Source organism: Microbacterium sp. LB12, assembly GCF_037150835.1.
In the GTDB taxonomy this organism is placed as follows: Bacteria; Actinomycetota; Actinomycetes; order Actinomycetales; family Microbacteriaceae; genus Microbacterium.
In genome coordinates, this window is sequence record NZ_JBBCPF010000005.1 from 124,676 (window position 1) to 144,767 (window position 20,092).

The window sequence follows — 20,092 nt, forward strand, 5'->3', positions numbered from 1 at the left end:
ATGCCCCCCGTCTCGGCGCCGGTTCTGCCCGACGCCGAGTACCTGGTGCTGTCCAGCCGGTTGATCCCCGGATTGGACGGCGGGTACACGATCGCGACGCTCGCCCGCGCCCGCCAGCTGGCCGGTGCCGGAGTCGCAGGCGGAGCCGGTCCCCAGCTGCTCACGTTCGATCCCGGAACCGCCGCCGATCACGCGGCGCATCGGAGGACCTTCGCAGAGCAGGGAGCGCTCGTCGATCCGTCGCGTCTGCGCAATCTCTTCGATGAGGCGCAGGTGCCGGGTGGGGGAGCGGCAGAGTGGCTGCGCGCCGCCGCCGATCCCGAGGTGACCGCCGACCCCGCCGTGGAGTATCGCGTGCTGACGGATGCCGAGGGGCGCCCGTTCGCCGCGCTGCCGGTGATCCCGGGGAACCCCGACTGGCACCTCACCACGGAGCCCGTCCTCGTCTATGACGCCGCGGGCGATGTCGCCGGTGCGCTGCACGGCTTCCGCGGACTGTACCGGGCATGGCTGGACCACCTGACCGCGCCGCTGGGCGATCGACGGATTATCGTGATCTGCGAGTCCCGTCAGCTGGGTGAGCTCGTCGTCGACTGGGCCGATCCTCGGGTGCGTATCGTGCATCCGATCCACACGATCCATCTGGAGGCCCCGTACACCGCGGACGCGCCGATGAACGCGCTGTGGACGCGCTGGTTCGGCATCGCCGACCGCTTCGACGCCGTGATCTGGCCGACGACCACGCAGCGTGACGACGTGGTGGAGCGCTTCGGGGGAGCGGCCGACCATGTGGTGGTCCCCAACCCGATCGCCCCGGTCGAGCGGCGCGACGATCTGCGCGAAGAGGGCCTCGTGGTGGTGCTCGGGCGTCTCGCTCCCGGGAAGCGCATCGATCACGCGATCCGGGCGTTCCTCGCGGCAGATGTACCCGGCACCCGCATGGAGATCTGGGGCGGAGGGCCGGAGCAGGAACGTCTGCAGGCACTGATCGACGAGCTCGACGCCGGCGACCGCGTGCAGTTGGCCGGTTACACGGACGCGCCGGGCACCGTGCTCGACCGCGCCTCGCTCGTGGTGACGTCGACCGCCTTCGAGGGGCAGCCGCTCGGGATCGTCGAATCGCTCCTGCACGGTACGCCGGTGGTGTCGTACGACGCCCGCTACGGCATCCGCGATGTGCTGCAGCAGGGCGGCGGTGCGCTCGTGCCCAGCGGTGACGTCGATGCGCTGGGAGAAACCCTGCGCCGCGTGCTGGGCGACCCTGAACTTCTCGGTCGACTGCGCGCCGAAGCACCGGAGGTCGCCGCGGCATGGAGCCCGCAGCGCTCGCTCGATGCACTCACGGCCGTGCTCGCCGCGGCCGACGCGCGTCCCTCCCGCCGCAGCTGACGGCACGTCAGAAGTTTTTTCCTGGTCGATGTCGATCCGGGCCGTTCCCGTTCGACGCATCAAGTGAGAGGGTCGAGAGACGGCCCCTTCGACCAAGGAGAACATCATGAAGTTCATGCTCATCATGCGCGCGACCGACGAGGGCGTCGAGGCATACAAGGATCTCCCGTTCGAGCAGGTCATCGAGGCCATGGGCAAGTACAACGAGTCCATGATCAAGGCCGGAGTGCTCGTCGCGGGCGAGGGCCTGAGCGATGCCTCCGAGGGTTTCGTGGTCGACTTCAGCGCCGAGAAGCCGCTCATCACGGATGGCCCCTACGGTGAGACGAAGGAGCTGTTCAACGGGTTCTGGATCGTCGAGGTCTCTTCCCGCGAGGAGGCCGCGGAGTGGGCGAGCCGCGCCCCGCTCGGACCCGGGGCGTTCCTCGAGGTGCGCCGCGTGACCGGTGTCGAGGACTTCCCTGCCGACAACGAGTGGATCCAGAAGGAAGTCGGCTGGCGTGAGGAAGCAGAGCAGCGCGCCCAGCAGTGATGTCCACGTCCTCCGACGACGAGACGGCGCGCTCCGCACCCGCTGAGGGAGCGACGGAGCGCGCCGTCGCCGCGGTGTGGCGCATCGAGTCCGCGCGCATCGTCGGTGCCCTCACCCGCATGGTCGGCGACTTCAGCCTGGCCGAGGATCTCGCGCAGGAAGCCCTCGTCGACGCCCTCCGGCAGTGGCCGGTCGAGGGTGTGCCCCGCAACGCCGGGGCGTGGCTCACAGCGGTCGCGAAGCGCAAGGCCGTGGACCGGTGGCGGCGACGCGAACGGCTCGACGATCGCCTCGCCCTGCTCGCACACGACCTGGAGCGCGAGCAGGCCGACGCGCCGGACCTGCTGTGGGACCCGGATGCGGTCGACGACGATGTGCTGCGCCTGATCTTCATCGCCTGCCACCCCGTGCTGTCGAAGGAGGCGCAGGTCGCGTTGACCCTCCGCGTGGTCGGCGGGCTGTCGAGCGAGGAGATCGCACGGGCGTTCCTGGTGCCCACGGCCACGGTGCAGCAGCGCATCGTACGCGCCAAGAAGACGCTCGCTGCCGCCAACGCCCCGTTCGAGGTGCCCCCGCGTGAGGAGCGTGCGCAGCGGGTCGGGGCGATCCTCGGTGTGCTCTACCTGATCTTCAACGAGGCGCATGCTGCGAGCAGCGGCCCGGAGTGGATGCGGCCCGAGCTGAGCGACGAGGCTATCCGGCTCGGTCGGGTGCTCGCCGCGCTGATGCCGCGCGAGCCCGAGGTGCACGGCCTGCTCGCGCTGATGGAGCTCACGGCGGCCCGGTTCGGCGCCCGCGTCGACCGCAACGGCGACCCCGTGCTGCTCGCCGATCAGGACCGCCGTCGGTGGGATCGGGGCCGTATCACCCGCGGACGCGCGTCGCTGGCGACCGCCGATGCCCTCGGGCGCGGCCGTGGCGCGTACGGCCTGCAGGCCGCGATCGCGGAGTGCCACGCGGTGGCCGCCTCCGTCGACGACACGGACTGGGACCGGATCGTGCTGTTGTACGAGGCGCTCGGGCGGATCGCGCCTTCGCCGGTGGTCGAGCTCAACCGTGCGGCCGCTGTCGCGATGGCTACCGGCCCGGCGTCGGCGCTGCGCATCGTCGATCAGGTCGCCGAGAGCGGGGCATTGCGCGGCTACCATCTGCTGCCGGCCACGCGGGGCGAGCTGTTGCGGCGGCTGGGACGGGAAGACGAGGCGCGCAGTGAGTTCGTCGTCGCCGCGGGCCTCGCCGGCAACGATCGCGAACGCGCGCTGCTGCAGCGCAAGGCGTCCGGCGCGCCGGGCTGATTCCGGGATCCGTCGCCGGGGTACGCGAAGAGGCCCGCCTCCCTGGGGAGACGGGCCTCTTCGCGAAGCTCGCGAGCGGCGGTCAGTTGTTGCCGCGTGCGATGGCGATGATGCGCAGGATCTCGACGTAGAGCCAGACGACCGTGACCATGATGCCGAACGCGCCGAGCCAGCCGTACTTGCGGGGGGCGCCGTTGCGGACGCCCTGCTGGATCTGGTCGAAGTCGAGCACCAGCGAGTAGGCCGCCATGATCACGACGAGCACACCGATGATGAGACCCAGCGGGATGCCGAAGATCTCCTGGCTGAACAGGCCGAACGCGTTGGTGTTCACGCCCGTCCACATGAGGACCAGGTTCAGGAGCGAGAAGACCAGGTACCCGATCATCGCGATCATGAAGATCTTCGTGGCCTTCTTCGACGCGCGGATCTTGCCGCTCGCGAAGAGGGCCAGCGTCACACCGACGACCGAGATGGTGGCGAGCGTCGCCTGGAAGACGATGCCGGGCCAGCGCACCTCGAAGAAGGCCGAGATGCCGCCGATGAAGAGGCCCTCGAACGCCGCGTAGGCGAAGATCAGCGCCGGGCGCACCTTCTTGCGCGACGTGAAGGTGATGACCATGGCGAGCACGAAGCCGCCGAGCGCGCCGATCGCCCACGGCAGCACGTTGACGGCGCCGGGGTTGTACGGGTCGTAGCGGGGGACGTCGAGTCCGCCGAGCGTCAGCACCCAGCCGACGGCGGCTGTGACGAGCAGGATGGCGAACAGGCCGGCGGTCTTCCACACCGTGTCCTCGACCGACATGCGGTCGGTCTCGATGGCACCGGCGGGCGGGGCCGCGTACATGCCCTCGAGCTGTGCGTTGGTGGCGGCGTCCACGGAGGCGTGCTGGAACGAGGCGTTCTGCGCGCCCTGCGGGCTGCCCGGGTACGTCGCGGCATTACGCGGGTCCTGCTGCTGGAAAGCAGGGTTGTTGAAAGCAAAATTGCTCATTGGTGGGCCTCACTCCAAAAGGGGGTCGTGGGTCGCTTTCCTCTACGATACCGGCCCGGCCCGGCCCGCAGGGTGTTCTACGCTGAGAGCGTGCCCAGGAAATCCCCCCTCGTCATCGGGCATCGCGGTGCGCCCGGCTATCGGCCGGAGCACAGCCGCTCCTCCTACGAGCTCGCCCTCGCCATGGGGGTGGACGCCGTGGAGCCGGATGTGGTGGCCACGAAGGACGGAGTTCTCGTGGTCCGCCACGAGAACGAGATCTCCGGGACGACCGACGTCGCCGACCACCCCGAGTTCGCCGACCGCAAGACGACCAAGCGCGTGGACGGGCAGGCTCTGACCGGCTGGTTCACCGAGGACTTCACGTGGTCGGAGCTGTCGACGCTGCGCGGTCGCGAGCGCCTGCCGGAGGTACGGGTGTCGAGCGCGAGCTTCGACGGTGGGCAGGGCATCCTCCGGCTGCGCGATGTGCTCGACATCGTGCGGACGGGGTCGGTGGAGAACGGACGCGAGATCGGCGTCGTGCTCGAGGTCAAGCACGCCACGTACTTCGCGGGCATCGGTCTCGACCTCGCGCCGCTGATCGCGGCGGAACTGCGTGAGGCCGGGTGGGCTGCGGGCGAGCTGCCGCTGGTGATCGAGAGCTTCGAGCCCACCGTGCTCGGGCAGCTCCGCGAGCACGGGATCGCCGCGACCTACATCTACCTCATCGAGGCGAAGGGCCGCCCGTACGATCAGCTGGTGGCACACGGGAAGCACGCGCTCACGTATCCCGCCACCGTGACGCCGCAGGGCCTCGACGGGCTCGTCGGTCGCTTCGACGGGATCAGCGTCGACAAGAAGATGCTCCTCGCACCCGGCAACACGATCGTCGCGGATGCGCATGCACGGGGTCTGCAGGTGTTCACGTGGACGTGTCGACCGGAGAACGCATTCCTCTCCGCCCCCTACCGCGGCGAGGGCGGGCGCGGCGCCTACGGCGATTACGAGGCGGAGTGGTCGGTCATCGCGCGTCAGGGCGTCGACGGGGTCTTCGTCGACCACCCGGATCTGGGCGTCGCCTTCTTCCGCGCCTGAGTCGCGGATTCAGAGGGTGCGGTCGAACGCGCCTCGACGGGTCGACACGATCTCCTTGCCGAGCGGCATGAGCGAGACCGGGACCATCTTGAAGTCGGCGATGCCCATCGGGATGCCGATGATCGTGATGCACAGCAGGATGCCGGAGACGATGTGGCCGATCGCGAGCCACCAGCCGGCGAGGACCACCCACAGCACGTTGCCGAGGAACGAGCCGACGCCCGCCGTGGGCTTGCTGACGACCTCGCGCCCGAACGGCCAGATGGCGTAGGCGGCGATGCGGAAGGACGCGATCGCCCAGGGGATCGTGACGATCGGGATGCACAGCACGATGCCGGCGAGGACGTACCCGACGAACAAGGCCCAGCCGGCCAGGATGACCCAGATGATGTTGAGGATCGTGCGCATGATGCGATCATGTCACCCTCCTGACGCCATGCCTGAGCATCCGCCCCGAGGTCCCGGGCCGGACGGATCCGCGATGCCAGACTGACCGGATGACCGGAATCGTTGTGCAAGACGTCAGTAGAGCGTTCGGGGCGGTGCAGGCCGTGCGATCAGCCACCCTCCGCGCGGAACCCGGCCGGGTCACCGGCCTCGTGGGCCCGAACGGGGCGGGGAAGACCACGCTGTTGCTGATGCTCGCGTCCCTGCTCGCCCCCGACGCCGGGACGATCCGCATCGGCGGCGTCGATCCCGCCGAGGATCCCCTCGCCGCACGACGGGTGCTCGGGTGGATGCCGGATGCGCTCGGCGCCTGGCCCTCGCTCACGGCCCGCGAGACCATCGTGACGACGGCGCGGCTGTACGGGATCGAGAAGCCGGACGCCTCGGCACGCGCCCATCAGCTGCTCGCCCTCGTCGGGCTCACCGAACTGGCCGACTCTCCCGCCAAGGTGCTCTCGCGCGGGCAGAAGCAGAAGCTCGGACTCGCTCGCGCCCTCGTGCACGACCCCCAGGTGCTGCTGCTCGACGAGCCCGCCTCCGGCCTCGACCCGGAGGCGCGGGTGCAGCTGCGCGTGCTCCTGCGTCGTCTCGCCGCCGAGGGGCGCACGGTGCTGATCTCGAGCCACATCCTGTCCGAGCTGGAGGAAGTGGTCGACGATGCGGTGTTCCTCGTCGCGGGCGCCGTGGTCGATGCCGCTCCCGCGCAGGCGGCCGTGCGTGCGTGGCGGGTGCGTCTGGCCGGGGCGACGGCGGAGCGCATGAACGCCGACATCTGGCAGGTGGCGTCGAGCCTCGGTCTGTCGCCCGACGCTCTCGCGCAGGATCGCGGCGCCGTGCTCGTCGGTTTCACGAACGAAGACGCCGCCGCGCACTCGCTGCGGCTCCTGGTCGAAGCGGGCCTCCCGATCGCGGAGTTCGCTCCGGCGCAGAGCGCTCTCGAGCACACCTTCCTGCACCTGCAGCAGCCCTCGGCGCCGGGATCGCCCACACCACCGCCACCTGCGCCACCGGCATCCACCACCGGAACGGGGGCGGGAGCATGAGCATCGCCAACATCGGGATCATCGCCCGCCTCGAACTGACCCAGCGGCTGCGCAGCGTCGGCTGGTATATCCTCCTCGGCGTCTTCGCCCTCGTGCTGCTCGGGATCACCGGGCTCGCCTTCGCCGTGTACTCGTGGGGCGATGCGGTCGGCGCCGGTGTCTACTCGATCGTCGTCAACATCGTGCTGCTGCTCGTGGTGCTGGTCTCGCCGACCCTGAGCGGCAACGCGATCAACGGCGACCGGGAGGCCGCCACGCTCGCCGCGGTCCAGGTCACAGCCGCCTCCACGGGCGACATCATGATCGGCAAGCTGGTCGCCGCCGTCGCGACGGGAGGTGCGTTCCTCGCCGTCGCCCTGCCGTTCCTGGCGCTGTCGCTGCTCGGCGGGGGCGCGGATCCGCTGGTGCTGCTCGTCTCGCTGCTCGTGCTGGCGGCCGAGATCATCATCGTCGCCGCGATCGGCGTGGGGCTCAGCGGCCTCATCGCCCGTCCGCTGTTCTCGGTGGCGGCGACGTACCTCGTGGTCTCCGCGCTCGTGGTCGGCACGCTCATCGTGTTCGGCCTCGGCGGTATGGCGATCCGCAGCGAGGGGACCAGCTACTCGCGTCCGTACGACGTCGACGGCAGTCCGGACTGCACGCGCTGGGAGGTCAACAGCCGGCTCGAGGTGCCCCGCTACGACCTCGTGTGGTGGGTGCTGGCCGCGAACCCCTTCGTCGTGCTCGCGGATGCGACGCCGACGGAGTACTCGCCCGAAGGTTACCCGGTCGACATGTTCGGTCAGATCAAGTTCGGGCTGCGCAGCGCGCAGCAGTCGCCGCTCGAACAGCGCTGGGACGACTGCGGCACCAACGAGTACCGCACGCCCAAGGAAGTGATCGAGTCGTCGGTGCCCAGCTGGTTCGTGGGTCTCGGCGTTCAGGTCGTCATCGCCGGCTCGCTGTTCGCCGGCGCGTGGGCGCGTACCCGGACACCCGCGAAGCGTCTTCCTCCGGGAACACGCATCGCCTGACCCCGGCACCTGGGCACAGGCAGAACCTGACGCAGGAGGGTCGGGGCGGACACGGATCCGCCCCGACCCTCCTTCGCGCGCAACGGCCACCTCCCGTTCACCGTGCGTGCACCGGAGGGTCGCCCTGCGGCAACGCGGCATCGATGGTCTGGGCGGGTACCCGTCTGAGTCACCTCCCGGCGCGCCTATCTGTTCGAGGGCGGCCGGGCCGAGCCCACCCAGGAGTCCCCCATGCCCCGCCTGCAATCCGCAGCGGCGGTCGCGGCGGTCTGCGCTCTCAGCGCCGCCGCTCTGCTCGCCACACCCGCCGCCGCCCTCGGCGCCGATCCCGGGATCCGTCCCGCCGAGCCGATCTCCGCGTCCGCCCTCGGACTCGTGCTGAATGAGATCGTCTACGACGATGCCGTCACGGGCCTCGCCGATCAGGTCGAGATCTACAACGCAGGCACCGAGACGGTCGACCTGACGGGCTGGAAGATCGCCGACGAGAAACGCGACAGCTTCGGGGCAGCCCCCGCGGGCACGACGCTCGCCCCCGGAGCGTTCCTCGTGCTCGTGAAGGACGTCGACTTCCCGTTCGGGCTCGGCAAGGGCGACGAGGTCGTGCTGTTCGACCCGGACGGCACGGAAGTCGACTCCTACGCGTACGAGAACACGGCGCCGCTGTCGGTCTGGGCCCGCTGCCCCGACGGCACCGGAGACTGGGCGCATGCCACGGCGGCGACGCCCGGCGCCCCCAACGACTGCAGCGTGGCACCGGTCGCGGGCTCCATCCGCATCAACGAGGTCGACTCGCAGCCCGCCGACTGGGTGGAGTTCTACAACCCGGGCACCGCCGCACTGGACATCTCCGGCTACGAGATCCGCGACAACTCCGACGACCACCGGTGGCAGTTCCGCCCGGGGACCGAGATCGCCGCCGGCGCCTTCCTCGTGGTCGAAGAGGGGACCATCGGCATCGTCGACGGGGTCGAGACGGCGTTCCGCGACCCGATCGGCATCGGCAGCGCCGACCGGATCCGGCTCTACGACACGACGAGCACCCTGATCGACGACACGCTGCCCTGGCAGGGGCATGCCGCGATCGACGGCGACTTCGCCGCCGCGACGCTCGCCCGCTGCCCCGACGGTGTCGGCGCGTTCGTGCTCGCCCACCCGACTCCGGGTGCGACGAACTCCTGCGTGAAGCCCGATGTCGTGATCAACGAGATCGAGTCGAACGGCGACACCACCGACTGGGTCGAGGTCGTCAACACCGGCAGCGCCCCGGTCGACCTCTCCGGCTGGACCGTCATGGACAACGACCCGATCGGCCACGCGAACCAGGCCACGCCGCTCCCTGCCGGCACGATCCTGCAGCCCGGCGGCTACTACGTGTTCGACCAGCCGATCGACTTCGTCTTCGGCCTCGGCAACGGCGACACCGTGACGATCCGCGACGCGAACGGGAACACCGTCGACGAGCACGTCTACGCCGCGCACGCGGCGGGTGTGCTGGCACGCTGCGCGGACGGCGTCGGCGACTTCGTCGACATCGCGGTCTCGACCAAGGGCCTGCGCAACGCGTGCGGCAACCCGGTGCGCATCAACGAGGTCGAGTCCGACGGCGGCTCGCCGGACGACTGGGTGGAGCTCGTGAACCCGACGAGCACCGCGCTCGACGTGTCCGGAGTCGTCGTGAAGGACGACGACGACACCCACGCGTACGCGATTCCGGCGGGCACCACCATCGTCGCGGGCGGCTACCTCGTGATCGAGCGCGCCGAGCTCGGCTTCGGTCTGGGCGCGGGCGACGCCGTGCGGGTGTTCGACGGCGACCTGCTCGTGGACGAGACCACGTGGGGTGCCGGTCACGCCGCCACCACCTGGGGTCGCTGCCCCGATACCACGGGTGCGTTCGAGGCGACTGCGGAGTCGACGAAGGGTGCGGCGAACATCTGCGCCGGCGAGGTCGCGGTGTCGCCGTGGCCGGGCTCGGCCGATGTCCGCGTGGTCGACAGCATCCCGACGTTCCTCGAGGACAGCTCCGGGCTGGACGTGCAGGAGACGGCCGAAGGCGCCTTCCTCTGGGCGGTCGACAACGGTCAGGGCCGCATCTGGAAGCTCGCCGCCCACGCCGACGGCTCGGTCGAGAAGGTGGCCGGCTGGGAGGACGGCAAGCGCGTGCGATTCGAGCGCGATGCCGCGAACCCGGGCGCTGCAGGGCCTGATACCGAGGGCATCACGGTCGACGGCGACGGTTTCGTCTATGTCGCCTCGGAGCGCGACAACAGCGCCAAGGGCGTAAACCAGAACACCGTGCTGAAGGTCGATCCCGAAGCCGGGAGCGGTGATCTGGTCGCGCAGCAGGAGTGGGATCTGACGTCGCTGCTCCCCGCGGTGGGTGCGAACCTCGGCATGGAGGCCGTGCAGTGGGTGCCGGATTCGGCTCTCGCCGGAAAGCTCTTCGATGACAACACCCGCGCGGCGTACGATCCCGCGGACTACGCCGGTCACGGTGGCGGGCTGTTCTTCGTCGCGGTGGAGGACAACGGTCACGTCTACGCGTTCGCGCTCGGTGCGAACGGCTCGGCGACGCTCGTGTCGGAGATCGCCCCCGGACTCGCCGGCGTCATGGCGCTCGACTGGGACACCGTGCGGAACACGCTCTGGGCGGTGTGCGACGACGGCTGCCAGGGCCGTTCCGCGGAGATCACATTGAACGGCACCGCGCAGCCGGGTATCGCCCATTACGCGCGGCCGGCCGGCATGCCCGACATCAACAACGAGGGTTTCGCCACCGCCCCCGCCTCGCTGTCGGCCGACGGACAGCGCCCGGTGTGGTGGTTCGCCGACGGCTACGCCTCCCAGGCGCTGCGCACCGGGACGCTCCCCGGGGTCGCCGGCCCCGGTGGCGAGAACCCCGGTGGCGAGAACCCCGGAACCGGCACCCCGCCGCTCCCCGGCACGGCTCTGGTCGACGGCAACCGCAACGGCGTGACCGTGAACCCCGCGGTCGCGACCCGTGGTCAGCAGGTCACGGTCACGGTGGGCGCGGCGGCCGCCGACACCGATGTGGCGGTGTGGCTGTACTCCGATCCCGTGCGCATCGCCACGGGCACGCTGACGGCGGCGGGCGCCATCACGGTGACCGTCCCCGCGGATGCGCCGTTCGGTGCCCACCGGGTCGCGGTGTTCGACACCGACGGCACGCTCCTCGGATGGGTCGACCTGCGCATCGCGGCATCCGGCAGTGCTGGCACGGGCGGACTCGCTGCGACCGGAGCCGAGCTCCCGATCGCGGCGATCGCGCTCGCGCTGATGCTGCTCGCCGCGGGAGGCGTGGCGGTGCGGCGGCGCAGGCGCACGGTGTGACAGAGGAGGGGTGCGTCGCCGCATGGCGCGCACCCCTCCGACGGCTCATCGGCGCCGACCGCGGTGTCGGTGCCGACGCCTAGACTCGTAAGGCCATGACCGAAGCTCCTCTCATCGTCCCCGCCACCGCCGGTCCCCGTTCGCCGGGAGCCCCCGGGCAGGACGATCTCCTCGCCGGCCTGAACCCGCAGCAGCTCGAGGCCGTGACCTATCGCGGCCCCGCGCTGCTCATCGTCGCGGGAGCGGGGTCGGGCAAGACCAGCGTGCTCACCCGCCGCATCGCCTCCCTCCTGCGCGGGCGCGAGGCCTGGCCGAGTCAGATCCTCGCGATCACGTTCACGAACAAGGCCGCCGGCGAGATGCGCGAGCGCGTCGAGGGACTCATCGGCGACGCCGCCCGGGGCATGTGGATCTCGACGTTCCACTCGGCGTGCGTGCGCATCCTGCGCCGTGAGGCCGAGCAGTTCGGCTACACCAAGTCGTTCACGATCTACGACTCCGGTGACTCGCGGGCACTGCTCAAGCGCCTGGTGAAGGAGCACGAGGCCGACGCGTACGGCCTCACGCCGGCGTCGGTGCAGTCGCGCATCTCCAAGCTGAAGAACGAGCTTTCCGACGCCGAGTCCTATGCGCGTCAGGCCAACATGAGCGACCCGGCCGAGCGCGTCTTCGTCGAGGTCTTCGCCGATTACCAGCGGCAGCTGCAGAAGGCCAACGCCTTCGACTTCGACGACCTCATCGGCCAGACCGTCTACCTGTTCCGGGCCTTCCCGCAGGTCGCCGACACGTACCGCCGTCGGTTCCGGCACATCCTGGTCGACGAGTACCAGGACACGAACCACGCGCAGTACTCGCTGATCCACGAGCTCACGCGCCCCGTCTCGGGTGCCGCGGGCGCCGCTCCCGACCCGTATGCCTCGAACGGCATGATGATCTTCGAACCCGATCCGGCGCCGACGGCCGATGCGGGGGAGCCCGGAGCCTCGCTCACCGTGGTGGGCGACTCCGACCAGTCGATCTATGCCTTCCGCGGCGCCGACATCCGCAACATCAGCGAGTTCGAACGCGACTTCCCCGGTGCCCGCGTGGTGCTGCTCGAGCAGAACTACCGGTCGACGCAGAACATCCTCTCGGCCGCCAACGCCGTGATCGGCAACAACTTCGACCGCAAGGACAAGAAGCTCTGGAGCGACAAGGGCGACGGCGACCCCATCATCGGCTTCACGGGCTACTCGCAGCACGACGAGGCGCAGTTCGTGGCCGACGAGGTCGAGGCGCTGCACCGCGCGGGCATGCCGTACTCGGAGATGGCGGTCTTCTACCGCACCAACTCGCAGTCCCGTGCGCTGGAGGAGATCTTCATCCGTTCGGCGGTGCCCTACAAGATCATGGGCGGCACCAAGTTCTACGACCGCGCAGAGATCAAGGACGCACTGGCCTACCTGGTGGCGGTCGCGAACCCCGCCGACGAGATGTCGGTGCGACGCATCCTGAACAAGCCTCGACGCGGCATCGGCGATGTGACCGAGACGGCCATCGCGCGGTTCGCCGAAGAGCACGGCATCAGTTTCCGTGACGCGCTGTCGATGCCGGGACAGCTCGGCGTCGGACCGAAGATCCAGACGGCGATCGGCCAGCTCGATGCGGTGCTCACCGAGGCGACCGCCATCCTGCTCCCGGCGAGCGGCGAGCTGCCGCCGCCGACCGCGGTGGCCGACGGGCTGAGCCTGCTGCTGGGCAAGAGCGGCTACCTGGATGCCCTGCGTGCGAGCCGCGACCCGCAGGACGAAGCGCGCGTCGAGAACCTCGACGAGTTCGTGGCGGTCGCCCGGGACTTCGCGCGGAACAACCCGGAGGGCACGATCGTCGACTTCCTCACCGAGGTCGCGCTGGTGTCGGATGCCGACGACCTCGACGACGAGTCCGGCTCGGTCTCGCTGATGACCATGCACACCGCGAAGGGTCTGGAGTACGACGCCGTGTTCGTCACGGGTGTCGAGGAAGACCTCATCCCGCACCGGATCTCGGCCGGGGAGCCCGGCGGTCCGCAGGAGGAGCGACGACTCTTCTATGTCGGCATCACCCGTGCGCGCAAGCGTCTGCATCTGTCCCTCGCGATGACGAGGGCGCAGTTCGGCGAGGTGACCGTGGCGATGCCCAGCCGCTTCCTGCAGGAGATCCCGGCGAACCTGATCGACTGGCGGCAGTCGCCCGGAGACGTGAACTCGCGCGGAGGCATGCAGTCGCGTGCGCTGAACGCGCGGCGCCAGGGCGGGTTCGGTGGCTCGGGCGGCGACCGGTTCGCCCCCAAGGCGCTCCCGGGACGCGATACCCTCAAGCCGCTGTCGACCGCCATGGACAAGTTCCCCAATCGCGTCACGGCGAAGATGCGCGACAACGGCGACCTCGAGCTGGCCGCCGGAGACCGCATCCGGCACGTCGACTTCGGCGAGGGCCGAGTGGATGCCGTGACCGGCGAAGGGGCGAAGCGCATCGCCCACGTGCGGTTCGATTCGGCGGGGCAGAAGAAGCTTCTCATCAAGGTCGCACCGATCGAGAAGATCTAGTCCGTCCAGGAGCGTGCGCCCTCGGCGAACGCGGGGCACGAGGCGGGTTAGGCTGGCTCATATGGCCCTCTTCTCTCGCCGCAAGAAGTCCGGTGACGACGCTGTCGCCCCCCTCGTCGAAGCCGTCGACACCGACGCCACCACCGACGCGAGCCCCGTCGACACCGTCGAGACCGACGACGCGCAGACCGAGGCGAGTGCGGCCGCAGCCCCGACGATCGGCATCTCGGTGCAGGCGTTCCGTGGCGTCGGAGCCCAGGCCGGTCCCGAGGTGGCACCGCCCGCCGCCGACCCCGGGCCCGAGGCCATCGATCCCGAGCCCCTCCCGGAGCCGCCCCGCGTGCAGGCCCCACCGGCAGCTCCCGAGGAGCGTCGGCTTCCGCTGGCTCCCGCGCTGCCGCCGGAGCAGACCGAGACCGTCGTCGGTATGAAGGACAACGTGCTGCTGCGCGAGGCGCTCACCGAGATCGAGGCGGGCGCGACGAACGACCAGCTGCTCGGGGTGATGCGGCAGGCGCTGCAGGGCCACCTGTACATCCGCGTGAACGGCGACGCCCGCGCGCAGATCAGCGAGGGCAAGGCGCTGTCGGTCGCGGTCGTCCGCGACAACGACGACCGTCAGTTCATGCTCGCATTCAGCTCGGCCCGTGCGGTGCGCGACTCCGTGCAGCTCGAGGCCGATCCTGCCGCCACGTCGGCGGTCGCCCAGCCGGTCACGTCGGTGCTGCAGCAGGTGGTGGCCGGTGATTTCGCCGGCCTGATCGTCGACAACGCCTCGGCCCCGCATCGCGTCGTGTTCCCGACGGAGCTGCTGCAGAAGACGCTCGATCAGGCCGATGTGGAGATGACGGTCAAGAGCATCCTCGCCGCCCCGCGCGAGCAGGACTCCGCGACCAAGGTCGGCGAGGCGCTGGCGACGAAGCGGATGTGGGTGGCCGTGAACGAAGGCTCCGGCACGGGTCAGGTCGGCATCGCCGAGGCGCAGACGACGGACGGACGCCGCTTCCTGCAGCTGTTCTCGCACCCGCTCGAGGTCATCGCGCTGGGTCGAGGCGACCGTCCGCTCCCGTTCGAGCCGCAGCAGCTCGCGAAGGTCCTCACCACGCACGCCGAGATGGCCGGTGTCATCGTCGACTCCGCCGGGCCGACGATGGTCGTCGAGCGGGATGCGCTCGCGCCGGTCCTTGCGCTCCCGGTCGACACCGAGGACTGACGAGCGGGCGACGCCGCGGGGTTCCGTCTGTCGAGACGGCGCTCTAGGGTCGGAGCATGGCCTCCGAACGCGTGACCCTGACCGTCGCCGACTCCGACGGAGAGCGTGAGGTCGCGCTCTCCAGCCCCAACCGCGTGGTGTGGCCGGACCTCGGTATCACCAAGGCCGAGCTGGCCGAGTACGTTCAGCTCGTCTCCGTGCCGTTCCTGGCCGCGAACGGCAATCGCCCGGTCTCGCTCGAACGGTTCCGTGACGGCATCGGGCCGTCGGGTGGCGCACGGGCGGAGGGCTTCTTCTCGAAGAATCCGCCCAAGGGCACGCCGGACTTCGTCGATGCCGTGACGGTCACGTACAACAGCGGGCGTCAGCATCCGCAGCTCGTGCTGAACCGCCCGAGCGCGATCGTCTGGGCGGTGCAGATGAACACGATCGTGTTCCACCCCTGGGCGTCTTTGGCCACTGACGCGGACAATCCGGTGGAGCTGCGCATCGACCTCGATCCGCAGCCGGGCACGGACTTCGCAGACGCCGTGACCGCCGCACACACCCTGCGCGAGGTCTTGCGTGAGGCGGGACTCGAGGCGTTCGCGAAGACCAGCGGCAACCGTGGCCTGCACGTGTTCGCGCCGATCGAGCCGACGCACGAGTTCCTGGATGTGCGGCACGCCGTGATCGCCGCGGGCCGTGAACTGGAGCGGCGGATGCCGGAGCAGGTGACGACCAACTGGTGGAAGGAGGAGCGCGGCGAGCGGATCTTCGTCGACTTCAACCAGGCCAACCGTGATCGCACGATGGCGGGTGCGTACAGTCCGCGTGCGCTGCCGGGGGCGACGGTGTCGACGCCGGTCGGGTGGGAGGAGCTGGACGGCCTGGACCCGCGGGCGTTCACCGTGCGCAGCATCCCGCAGCGGCTGCAGGACGCCGGCGATCCGTGGGCGGCGATGCAGGAGTCGCCGGGGCGCATCGACACACTCCTCCAGTGGTGGGAGCGTGACAAGGCGAACGGGCTGGGCGAGCTGCCGTTCCCGCCGGAGTTCCCGAAGATGCCGGGCGAGCCTCCGCGGGTGCAGCCCAGCAAGAAGGTGGCCGCGCACTGGGACGAAGACGGCACCCCCGCCGCGAAGGACTGAGCTCGCTCAGCTCAGGACGTCGGCGAGGTCGTAGCCGGCGACGGTGTCGAGCTGCTCGTACGTGCAGGAGCGGGCGTCGCGGTCGGGCCGCCAGCGCTCGAACTGCACGGTGTGGCGGAAGCGGGCGCCCTCGAGCTGGTCGTAGCGGACCTCCAGCACGCGTTCCGGACGCAGCCGCACGAACGACACGTCCTTCGATCCGCTGAACCGCGAACGCTCGCCTTCGGCGGTGACCGCATCGCCGGACTCGTCGCGTTCCACGAGCGGTGCCAGTTCGTCGACGAGCTCCCGGCGTCGCACATCGCTCCATGCCGCGACTCCGCCGACCTGGCGCAGCACCCCGTCGTCGCCGTAGAGTCCGACGAGCAGCGAGCCGACACCCGAACCGGACTTGTGGATGCGGTAGCCGAGCGCGACGACGTCGGCCGTCCGGGCGTGCTTGATCTTGAACAGCGTGCGCTTGCCCGGCGCGTACGGCTGATCGAGCGGCTTCGCCACCACGCCGTCGAGCCCGGCACCCTCGAACTCGGCCAGCCAGCGCACGGCGGCCTCGCGGTCGCGCGTGGTGCGCGTGAGGTGCAGCGGGTGCTCGACCGCGTCCATGAACGCTTCGAGTCGTTCCCGACGCGTCGCGAAGGGCTCCGCGCGCAGGTCGTCGTCGCCGACCGCGAGGAGGTCGAACGCGATGAACATCGCCGGGGTCTCCGCGGCGAGCCGGGCCACGCGGGAAGCCGCCGGGTGGATGCGCTGGCTCAGCGCCTCCCAGTCGAGCCGCTGCGCACCTCGAGCGCCCGTGGCGACGACGATCTCGCCGTCCAGCAGGCACGGTTCCGGCAGCAGCTCGGGGATCGCGTCGACCAGCTCCGGGAAGTACCGCGTGAGGGGTTTGGCCCCGCGGGAGCCGATCTCCACCGTCTCGCCGTCCCAGGCGATGAGCCCGCGGAATCCGTCCCATTTCGGTTCGTACAGCAGTCCGCCCGCCGTCTTGGCCGGGTCGGGCACCGCCGGAACCGCTTTCGCGAGCATCGGCGCGGGGATGTCGTAGCGCATGCCTCCATCCTGTCCTCGGAGCGCCCGCGCCGGAACCCCGTGCCGTGTTCACGACTCAGGAGAATCGTGGGATGGCGTCGGCCGCCGGGACGGAGCGCCTCAGCCGAACAGATCGTCGAGCGTCGCGGGTGCTCCGGCGTCGTGGAGGGCCGTCCGGGCGGCATGCCAGCCGGCCATGCCGTTCACGGAGGGGCCGGGCGGGGTGGAGGCGGAGGCGAGGTAGACACCGCGCATCGGGGTCCGCCACGGCGCAGAGGAGAGGGCGGGCCGGCGCAGCGCCTGACGCATGTCGAACACCCCTCCCGAGATGTCGCCGCCGAGCTCGGCGGGGTTGATGGCCTCGCGCGATGAGGCCGGCACCGCGTGATGCGCGAGGACGAGGTCACGGAATCCCGGCGCGAAGCGTTCGACCTGGGCGGTGATGAGCGCGGTCGGATCGAGGTCGGATCCTGCAGGCACGTGGATGTACGCCCACAGCACGGCCTTGCCCGCGGGCGCACGGGAATCGTCGTGCGTCGACGGCTGCACGGCGAGCACGTACGGGCGTTCGTGCACGCGCCCCCGAGCGACGGCGTTCTCGCTCGCCCACACCTCCGCGCGGGTGCCGCCGAGGTGCACGGTCGCGGCCTGACGCACGTCGGCGCCGGCCCAGGGGATCGGACCATCCAGGGCGAAGTCGACCTTCGCCGCGCCGGGACCGTAGCGGTACGACCGGATCGCCCTGGCGTACCCGGCGGGAACATCGGGGTGCGTGAGCGCGAGCCGCGGAGAGGTGTTCAGCATCAACAGGTCACCGCGAGCAGGGTCGCCCCAGTCGAGGCCGCCGAGGTCGGTCACGCGCGAGTCGGTCTCGACGACGCCGCCGTGCGCTTCCAGGTCTGCGACGAGGGCGTCGGCGATGCGCTGGGCGCCACCGCGGGGATAGGGCCACCCGCCGGCGTGTCCGAGTGCGCCGAGCAGCAGCCCGGTGGCGGAACCCGCGAGAGACGGCAGCGGGGCGTTGGCGTGCGCGAGGGCCCCCGAGAGCAGCGCCGCGGCCTTCTCCGTGCGGAAGCTCCGACGGGCGAGGGAGGTGCCCTGGTCGAGCATCCGCAGTGAGTAGCGGATCGCCGTGAGCGGATCGCGGGGAACGCGCAGCAGCTGGTTCCCGGTGAAGTCCGTGAGTCCGTCGATGCGGCGGGCGAGCGGACGCAGGCGCGAGAGCCAGGCGTCGCCGTCGGCTCCGAGCGCTGCCGCCGTGCGGTCGATGTCCCGCCAGGCGATCGCGGCCCGGCCGTCGTCGAGCGGGTGGGCGTAGGAGATGTCCGGATGGATCCACTCGATCCGCTGGGCGAGCCCGAACGCCCGGAAGAATGGGGAGGCGAGTGCCGTGGGGTGCACGGTGGAGCACACGTCGTGCCGGAAGCCCGGGAGCGTCGATTCCGCCGTGCGCACGCCGCCGCCGACGGTCGAGGCGGCTTCGAGCACGCGCACCTCGTACCCTGCGCGAGCGAGCGACACGGCCGCGGCGAGCCCGTTCGGGCCGGAGCCGATGATCGTCGCGCGCGTCATGGGGTCAGTCTCGCACGGGTCGTGGCGCTGCGGCGGTCGGACGCAGGGCTCGGGGCGTGCGATCCTGGAGGGGATGAAAGAAGTTCAGGGGCCGACCCCCGCAGGCACCTCCCGTCCATACCGTTCGCTCCCGGAAGCGCTGCGCGCGCACCGCATCGACCCGTCGAACCACGCGTTCATCACGGCCATCGTCGAGTCGATCGGGATCAGCTCCTACATCGACCGCGGTCGCTACATCGAGGCGATCCGTCGCGGCGACGGTGCACCTCTGCACATCGGTCGCACGTACACCAACGGCTTCACGGAGGACGAGCGGATCGTCGTGGGCTCGGCGCCGCTGCGGCTGCAGCCGAGCGAGGGGCGTGCGCCGTTCTTCTACGTGAGCCACCCGAGCGAGCTGCTCCCCATCGCTCCCGCACGTCCCGCCAAGCGCACCACGACTCCTCGGGTCTCCGCGCCGCGGGCCGAGAAGGCTCCGAAGCCGGTCGAGGAGCGCGACTACGGTGTATGCGACGTGTGCTTCATGGTGAAGACGCCGTCGGGCGGCTGCGGCTGCAGCTGACCCGGAGACCGCGACGCGAGTCGGGTCATGTCGGCAGCTGGGAGGCGCGGTATCGGCCCGGAGTCATCCCGACGAGCGGTGTGAACTGTTCGATGAACTGGCTGGTCGTTGCCCATCCGCAGGCCGCGGCCGTGTCGGTCACGGACGTGCCGTCGGAGAGCAGGACCAGCGCCCGGTGCACGCGCAGCTGGAGACGCCACTGCCGGTAGCCCATGCCGGTCTCCTGTTGGAAAAGGCGGCTCAGCGTGCGTTCGGCGGTGCCGGTGCGCGCGCTGAGTTCCCCGAGCGCGACAGGGGTGGCGAGGTCGTCCTCGACGATGCGCGCCGCGTGACGAAGACGTGCGTCCTGCGGTTCCGGAAGGTGCAGCGGCTGCTCGGGTGCCGTGATCGCCTCGTCGACGATGACGCGTCGGAGGTGGTCGAGCGCGTCGTCGCTGCGCGACCGACCGGATGTCATCGCCAGCACGGCCTCGCGTGCCAGCGGTGTCGCGACCAGTACCGCGGGAGCATCGGGGAGCAGGGTGGCGAGTTCGTCGGTGAGGTGGACGATGCGCATGTCCGTGCGTCCGTGCGCGCGATGACGGTGCTCGGCGCCGGCGGGCACCCATGCCATGCGGGTCGAGGGTGCGATCCACGCTCCCTCGTCGGTGAGCAGCGACAGCACTCCGGACGCGGCGTGCACCAGGTGTCCGAGCGGATGCGCGTGCCGCGGGGAGGTCTCGGCATGGGCGAAGCGGTAGGCGCCCTCCATCGGCAGACCGGCGAGAGAGTCGAAGTCGACGAGGTGCAGGTCGACGAGTCGGGCGGATTGGCGGGTATTCGACATCAATCTGTAGTTTACGTGTTTCCTGACACGCGTCGGCGGTGCTGAACTC

At 70.4% G+C, this 20,092-nt stretch carries 16 protein-coding genes; 11 read left to right on the forward strand and 5 right to left on the reverse strand.

The window, feature by feature from the left end:
- The 3 genes from WFM69_RS10830 (at position 1) to WFM69_RS10840 (ending at position 3,216) form a co-directional block, all read left to right on the forward strand.
- Positions 1-1,389 carry a glycosyltransferase gene (locus WFM69_RS10830; RefSeq protein WP_337004486.1) on the forward strand — a complete coding sequence of 463 codons (1,389 nt, stop codon included), beginning with the start codon at positions 1-3 and terminating at the stop codon, positions 1,387-1,389.
- A gap of 106 nt (positions 1,390-1,495) precedes the next feature.
- Complete coding sequence (locus tag WFM69_RS10835; protein ID WP_337004488.1) at positions 1,496-1,921, forward strand: YciI family protein; 426 nt, start codon at positions 1,496-1,498, stop codon at positions 1,919-1,921.
- Positions 1,921-3,216 (forward strand): RNA polymerase sigma factor, encoded by a 1,296-nt coding sequence (locus tag WFM69_RS10840; RefSeq protein WP_337004490.1) that lies wholly within the window; start codon positions 1,921-1,923, stop codon positions 3,214-3,216. Before WFM69_RS10835 ends, WFM69_RS10840 begins: the two co-directional genes overlap by 1 nt.
- Positions 3,217-3,298: 82 nt before the next feature.
- Here the strand turns inward: WFM69_RS10840 and WFM69_RS10845 are convergent, their stop codons facing one another.
- Positions 3,299-4,210 carry a Bax inhibitor-1/YccA family protein gene (locus tag WFM69_RS10845; protein WP_337004492.1) on the reverse strand — a complete coding sequence of 304 codons (912 nt, stop codon included), beginning with the start codon at positions 4,208-4,210 and terminating at the stop codon, positions 3,299-3,301.
- A 90-nt stretch (positions 4,211-4,300) separates the two neighbouring features.
- Between WFM69_RS10845 and WFM69_RS10850 the strand changes: the two genes are divergently transcribed.
- Positions 4,301-5,287, forward strand: coding sequence for a glycerophosphodiester phosphodiesterase family protein (locus WFM69_RS10850; RefSeq protein ID WP_337004494.1), 987 nt, complete (start codon positions 4,301-4,303; stop codon positions 5,285-5,287).
- Positions 5,288-5,296: 9 nt separating this feature from the next.
- Here WFM69_RS10850 and WFM69_RS10855 read toward each other — a convergent pair whose 3' ends face one another.
- Complete coding sequence (locus tag WFM69_RS10855; protein WP_337004496.1) at positions 5,297-5,695, reverse strand: YccF domain-containing protein; 399 nt, start codon at positions 5,693-5,695, stop codon at positions 5,297-5,299.
- Positions 5,696-5,784: 89 nt separating this feature from the next.
- On the opposite strand from WFM69_RS10855, the gene WFM69_RS10860 reads away from it, so the two are divergent.
- The 6 genes from WFM69_RS10860 (at position 5,785) to ligD (ending at position 16,054) form a co-directional block, all read left to right on the forward strand.
- The gene (locus WFM69_RS10860; RefSeq protein ID WP_337004498.1) at positions 5,785-6,777 is read left to right on the forward strand and encodes an ABC transporter ATP-binding protein; all 993 of its coding nucleotides are present in this window, start codon (positions 5,785-5,787) and stop codon (positions 6,775-6,777) included.
- Entirely contained in the window at positions 6,774-7,790 is a 1,017-nt protein-coding gene (locus tag WFM69_RS10865) for an ABC transporter permease (RefSeq protein WP_337004501.1), read from the forward strand. The genes WFM69_RS10860 and WFM69_RS10865 overlap by 4 nt, the downstream gene beginning before the upstream one ends.
- Positions 7,791-8,021: 231 nt before the next feature.
- A complete protein-coding gene (locus WFM69_RS10870; RefSeq protein ID WP_337004503.1) occupies positions 8,022-11,144 on the forward strand; it encodes a lamin tail domain-containing protein in 3,123 nt (1,040 codons plus the stop codon).
- 95 nt (positions 11,145-11,239) lie between these two features.
- Positions 11,240-13,711, forward strand: coding sequence for an ATP-dependent helicase (locus tag WFM69_RS10875; RefSeq protein ID WP_337004505.1), 2,472 nt, complete (start codon positions 11,240-11,242; stop codon positions 13,709-13,711).
- Positions 13,712-13,772: 61 nt separating this feature from the next.
- A complete protein-coding gene (locus tag WFM69_RS10880; RefSeq protein ID WP_337004507.1) occupies positions 13,773-14,924 on the forward strand; it encodes an SseB family protein in 1,152 nt (383 codons plus the stop codon).
- Between the two features lie 56 nt (positions 14,925-14,980).
- Positions 14,981-16,054, forward strand: a complete 1,074-nt coding sequence (gene ligD / locus WFM69_RS10885; protein WP_337004509.1) for a non-homologous end-joining DNA ligase — start codon at positions 14,981-14,983, stop codon at positions 16,052-16,054.
- 6 nt (positions 16,055-16,060) lie between these two features.
- Here the strand turns inward: ligD and WFM69_RS10890 are convergent, their stop codons facing one another.
- On the reverse strand, positions 16,061-17,104 hold the full coding sequence (locus tag WFM69_RS10890) for an ATP-dependent DNA ligase (RefSeq protein WP_337004511.1): 1,044 nt from the start codon (positions 17,102-17,104) through the stop codon (positions 16,061-16,063).
- A 99-nt stretch (positions 17,105-17,203) separates the two neighbouring features.
- On the reverse strand, positions 17,204-18,655 hold the full coding sequence (locus WFM69_RS10895) for a phytoene desaturase family protein (RefSeq protein ID WP_337004513.1): 1,452 nt from the start codon (positions 18,653-18,655) through the stop codon (positions 17,204-17,206).
- Positions 18,656-18,728: 73 nt separating this feature from the next.
- Here WFM69_RS10895 and WFM69_RS10900 point away from each other — a divergent pair, with 73 nt between their 5' ends.
- A complete protein-coding gene (locus WFM69_RS10900) occupies positions 18,729-19,217 on the forward strand; it encodes a hypothetical protein (RefSeq protein ID WP_337004515.1) in 489 nt (162 codons plus the stop codon).
- A 25-nt stretch (positions 19,218-19,242) separates the two neighbouring features.
- On the opposite strand, the gene WFM69_RS10905 is transcribed toward WFM69_RS10900, so the two are convergent.
- Entirely contained in the window at positions 19,243-20,043 is an 801-nt protein-coding gene (locus tag WFM69_RS10905) for an AraC family transcriptional regulator (RefSeq protein WP_337004517.1), read from the reverse strand.
- Positions 20,044-20,092: the final 49 nt, after the last annotated feature.